Annotated in this window: 2 protein-coding genes; both read right to left on the bottom strand. The window is 39.3% G+C overall.

Annotated features, from left to right (window positions below; translation table 11 throughout):
* Positions 1-113 precede the first annotated feature (113 nt).
* Positions 114-566: a hypothetical protein gene (locus VSA01S_RS19815; RefSeq protein WP_050567449.1), complete on the bottom strand. Its 453-nt coding sequence runs from the start codon at positions 564-566 to the stop codon at positions 114-116.
* A gap of 54 nt (positions 567-620) precedes the next feature.
* On the bottom strand, positions 621-791 hold the full coding sequence (locus VSA01S_RS20160) for a hypothetical protein (protein WP_180983881.1): 171 nt from the start codon (positions 789-791) through the stop codon (positions 621-623).
* Positions 792-896 lie beyond the last annotated feature (105 nt).

The raw sequence follows: 896 nt of genomic DNA, 5'->3' as shown, positions 1-896 counted from the left end.
GAACTCTTCAATATTTTTGGAATTTACGCATGAAAATAGGCACCCAGATGGGCACCTCAGACACATCTTCAATTTTTGCAACAAGCCCGTTTTTTTTAATACGCTCCCTCTTGTTAGGCTGTAGACTCCCAAATAAAATGGATATACTCATTATCGTATTCTGCAAATAAATCAACTGTTAGCTCTTTTTCCATAGTACACATGGCAAGAGCCCCTATGAAGTTACCAGAACTAAGCGGCAAGCTCGGTTTAGTTATTAACTCACCACACCGTGAAAATACCATTGAATTAAATTCAGATTCAGATATTTCCTTAAAATCTGAGCTTTGAATGAAGCGCTGAAAGTATTGCTCTCTACCACTCCAATTTTCTTGAAGTTCAGCGGCTACCCAAAACAACAAGCCATTATCTTTTTCTAGCTTAGGTGCCCGTGTTATTCGAATACTTTCTTCAGACGCTGCCACTCTAAATGCAAACTGATTGTAATAAGTCGAGTAAAGCCCTCGATAAAATTCTAATTGATCATTTTTGAAATCTATACTTTTTAGATCACTTCTTTTGAACATATTGGTCACTCTTCCACATGAAATGCTACATACCGCCCTGTATATGGGCTTGTTTTATTGTACATAGCTGCCTTTACCCGCTTCACGGTTGAATGGCTTTTGTCGGTCAGTTCTGCCGTCTTGTTTATTGATTGGCCAAGATAGCGATGCTGCGCATCGAGCTAGGACGCTGTAGGCCACCACATCCAAATTAAATTTGATGTGGACACGTAATATCCTAAACATTCAGGCATTACCACATAATAATGTGGCAACACCCAAAAACGTATTAATTTCGTTTAATTTTCACACCATAATCAAACGCCCCCTCCCCAATGGTGGTCACTGAAT

Source organism: Vibrio sagamiensis NBRC 104589 (genome assembly GCF_007990935.1).
Taxonomy (GTDB): domain Bacteria; phylum Pseudomonadota; class Gammaproteobacteria; order Enterobacterales; family Vibrionaceae; genus Vibrio; species Vibrio sagamiensis.
The sequence above is the reverse complement of the archived record's forward strand: the minus strand, read 5'-3'. Positions and strand labels throughout refer to the sequence as shown.

Excerpts from the sequence above, each read along its gene's own strand:
- VSA01S_RS20160 (WP_180983881.1), bottom strand. The coding sequence starts at position 791 with ATGTTTAGGATATTACGTGTCCACATCAAATTTAATTTGGATGTGGTG.
- VSA01S_RS19815 (WP_050567449.1), bottom strand. The coding sequence starts at position 566 with ATGTTCAAAAGAAGTGATCTAAAAAGTATAGATTTCAAAAATGATCAA.